Source organism: Endozoicomonas arenosclerae, from assembly GCF_001562015.1.
Classification (GTDB): domain Bacteria; phylum Pseudomonadota; class Gammaproteobacteria; order Pseudomonadales; family Endozoicomonadaceae; genus Endozoicomonas_A; species Endozoicomonas_A arenosclerae.
Genome location: NZ_LASA01000250.1, coordinates 1 through 3,601, shown reverse-complemented (window position 1 = coordinate 3,601; position 3,601 = coordinate 1). Strand labels below are relative to the sequence as shown.

The 3,601-nt window shown below is 33.3% G+C and carries 3 protein-coding genes; all 3 read left to right on the top strand.

Annotation, left to right across the window (positions count from 1 at the left end; genetic code table 11):
- The first annotated feature begins 51 nt into the window (after positions 1 to 51).
- Positions 52 to 1,191, top strand: a complete 1,140-nt coding sequence (locus WG89_RS28375; protein ID WP_062271129.1) for a cupin domain-containing protein — start codon at positions 52 to 54, stop codon at positions 1,189 to 1,191.
- On the top strand, positions 1,184 to 3,022 hold the full coding sequence (locus WG89_RS28370) for an ABC transporter ATP-binding protein (RefSeq protein ID WP_079254112.1): 1,839 nt from the start codon (positions 1,184 to 1,186) through the stop codon (positions 3,020 to 3,022). Before WG89_RS28375 ends, WG89_RS28370 begins: the two co-directional genes overlap by 8 nt.
- A 396-nt stretch (positions 3,023 to 3,418) precedes the next feature.
- Positions 3,419 to 3,601: transposase (locus tag WG89_RS28360; RefSeq protein ID WP_479686493.1), on the top strand; the 183-nt coding region annotated here is incomplete at its 3' end.

Sequence of the window (3,601 nt, the reverse complement as noted above, 5' to 3'; positions counted from 1 at the left end):
AGAGCTTGTCACCTTCGGAGCACTAAAAATAAGTAAAACGAGCGTTGATCAATGAAAACCAAAGAAAGCTGGCAGGACATCTTAATTGAGAAAAGTAATAATCTATCAAAACACTGTCATATAAAAAATCTATTACATAACGTAGAAGCAGTTGAAGATCATATAACAAAAATTGTAACCAGTTTTGGAGAGAATAATCAACCTCACGCGAGAGCATGGACATCAGGAATTCAAAGACACACGATTATACATGATCTAATAACTGCTACAGATCAAAGCAATAATCTTGAAAAATATCTAAAAAACTTGCTCTCTAGCAATAAGTTTTGCCTATCTATAGACGCTTTAAGCTCATATTGTGATATTTTTTCAGAGTCAATATTAGAAAGTATAATATCACCATTATCTAAAAGACTAGATATTAACCAAGGCATAGATATCTATTCTTTTATTGGAAACTATGGCCTTACACCATTTGGCATCCATGATGACTTTGACCATACACTTCTTTTTCATATTGGACCAGGAAAAAAAACAGCATATATTTGGGAGCGTGATAGATTCAAAAGCCTGTCAGGTACTCTAACCTCATCAACTAACTATTCAGATTTATTGCCATATGCTGAAAAGTATGTTTTAGAGCCAGGAGATTTAATTTATATTCCCATAGGGGATTTTCATGTATTCGATACAATTGAATTTTCCATCACACTAGGTATAACAATTTATCCAGAAAATATTGCTCATCACTGCGTAGAGGGATTAAAGTTTTTAGTATCAGACGAGTCAATATTTAATGATACATTCAGAAAAAATCTTACAGCAGACCAGCTATATAATTTGAGAAAGTTAGCAATTAAAAGTAACGGTGGTTTTACTTACCCGCCTGCATATCAAGAAAAAGAGCCTAACCTAGATGATCTAAGTTCGATCTTTATTTCAAGTTATACAGAATTCCCATTGCAAACTACTGCCATGTTAGATAGAGAAGCATTAATCGTAAGAATGCGCATAATGTGGTCTTATGAAACAGGAGTACTACCAAAACTATGCTCCTATATTAATACCTCAAATAGAACACCTCTAACTACATTGTTGGAGAACTTTAAAAGTATTGCAACACAAGAAACTGTAATCGCCTTGCTACGAAAAATTTATATAATGAAAGGTGTTAGAATAGAATATGTATAAGAAGGATTTAAGTTACTTATTACATAAAATTTGGCAAAGATCTTTTAAAAAATTGTCATCTACTGAAAAATTCCCGTATCGTAGTTTATCACTACGATACGATGACTATCGGCCATTCAAATACTTACTATACTCCGTTACACGTTGTGCTCCTACAAGTACACTCATCTTATTCTTAGCATCAACTTTATCAATTGGGCTAAGTCTATACCTTTCATATATTTTAGGTAGTATCACAGAAGGGGTAAATCAAGAGAACTTTACTAAAATAAAAGAAATGGCATTTACGATGATTGCTGTTTGGGTTTCCATTCCAGCAGTTCAAGTCATCTCTTTTCTAGCAAATATGTATGTAAGCCAAAACTTAAGAATTGCTGTTGTAGATCATTTGTCTGCTAGATTAACTTATGGAGACTCTAAATCCGTTGAGGATAATAACATAGGCAACCTAGTAGATAGGATAGAAGTTGCATCTGTCAGCCTGCCAGGTGTAGTCAGCGCAGCATCTGAAACCGTAATTAAACTATTTTCTATATTAGTTCTTGTAACGATTATTCTATCAGATGTTTCATTTGAGATGGCTATAGCAGCAGGGCTATGGATTACCTCATCTATATTTTTATCCGCGTATCTTGCATATACAGGTATAACTTTTATCGAAAATGCTGCTGATACACACTCAACTCTTGTATCTGAACTGACAGAATTAATCATGAACATTCCTCTTATCAAGTCATTTCTATCAAATGAATTTGAAAGAGAAAGATTCAATCGCTATCTGAATAGCGACTTAGAAGCATGTAGGCAAGTTAGATCCTATTGGTTATTAGTACAAACAATTGAAGTATTATATAAGCTGATTTTTGGTTTTTTTTTCATAACCTATACCTTCTATCAATTCAATGCGGGCGTCTTTTCAGTTTCAGAACTAGTAACCTTATTATCTCTCGTTATTATTCTATCGTGGCATTTTGAATCTGTCGCTTTTAATTTTGTAGATTTTTTTGATGCTTTGGGTGAGCTTACAGCAAGCCTTAAGGAAGTTGAGAAGATTTCTGTAACATTACCTGATACTTCAATCAATTATGAGACTTCTAAAACCCCTAATATTTCATTAGAAGATGTTACGGTGTTTAACAATGAAAAAACGTTACTTGATTCTATATCGTTAAATATTAACTTTGGTTCAAAGATAGCAATTGTTGGTGAGTCCGGCTCTGGAAAATCAACCTTACTTAAAATTCTATCGGGAAGAATAAACCCAGACAGAGGCACATTATTTATTGACTCATTGCCTAAACTTCCTACTAATCAGATTGGAAACTTCACAAGCTCGTCAATTCAAAGTGCACCATTATTTAATAGAAGCATTGAGGAAAATATCGCTTATTGTGATAATAATGTATCACAGAGAAAATTTAATTTCGCAATTAATTTCTCTCAGTCTAGAGAATTTATTGAGAATTCAAAAAATGGAACAAAAACTTTATTGAGTGAGCAAGGAGCATCGGTATCAACAGGTGAAAGGCAAAAAATGTCGATTGCACGGGCAATATACAGAGATTCTCCAATTTATATTTTTGACGAAGCTACATCTTCTATCGATAGATATTCTGAAAACGAAATAATAAAAAAACTAACTAGGAAAAACTTAAGAAAAACTGTTATCTTTGTCACTCACAGGGTAAAGACAGCAAAACTTTTTGATAAAATCATTGTAATGAAAAAGGGTAAGATTATCTCGACCGGAACACATGATGACTTAATTGATAGTTGTGAAGTTTATAATAAAATATATTCATCAGAAGATAAAATTCACTTTTCAACATAGGCTTACCATATAAATAGAATAGAGTTTTTTAAATTACTACTCTAACCCTATGGTAGCAATTTAATTCTGATAACATTTGAAATCAATCGGTATATTTTTCATAAACAGACTTTATTGTATGAATAGCACTAACAATATACAGTGGATAATACATCCAGACATAGACTTCGAAATAGTATCTTCTGAGGAAGTTGTAGTCTCATTGAAGACTTTTCAAATATCAATTACTGGAACACATCAGTTTTCTGACTTATTGAAATATTTATTAAAAAATGGCCCGCTTAGTGATAGTTTTTTAGATAAACTTCTTGAAGAAAATTTAAAGTCAACCTTAGGGAAGGTGTGAACAAGTTCCTTGTGAGCTAATCTACCATCAGCTCATATTTGGAGTTCACCATGAAGAATCAGCTCACGTTTGCCGACTGCGAGTTCACCCAAAAAAAGCGACAGACTCGTAAAGAGAAGTTCTTACTCAGAATGGAGAAGCTGATTCCCTGGTCTCGATTAGAAGCCGTCATTGAGCCTTTTTATCCAAAGCCAGGTAATGGAAGACGCCCTTACCCGCTAGCAACCATGTTG

Coding starts and splice junctions, on each gene's coding strand:
- WG89_RS28375 (WP_062271129.1), top strand. CDS start 52: ATGAAAACCAAAGAAAGCTGGCAGGACATCTTAATTGAGAAAAGTAAT.
- WG89_RS28370 (WP_079254112.1), top strand. CDS start 1,184: ATGTATAAGAAGGATTTAAGTTACTTATTACATAAAATTTGGCAAAGA.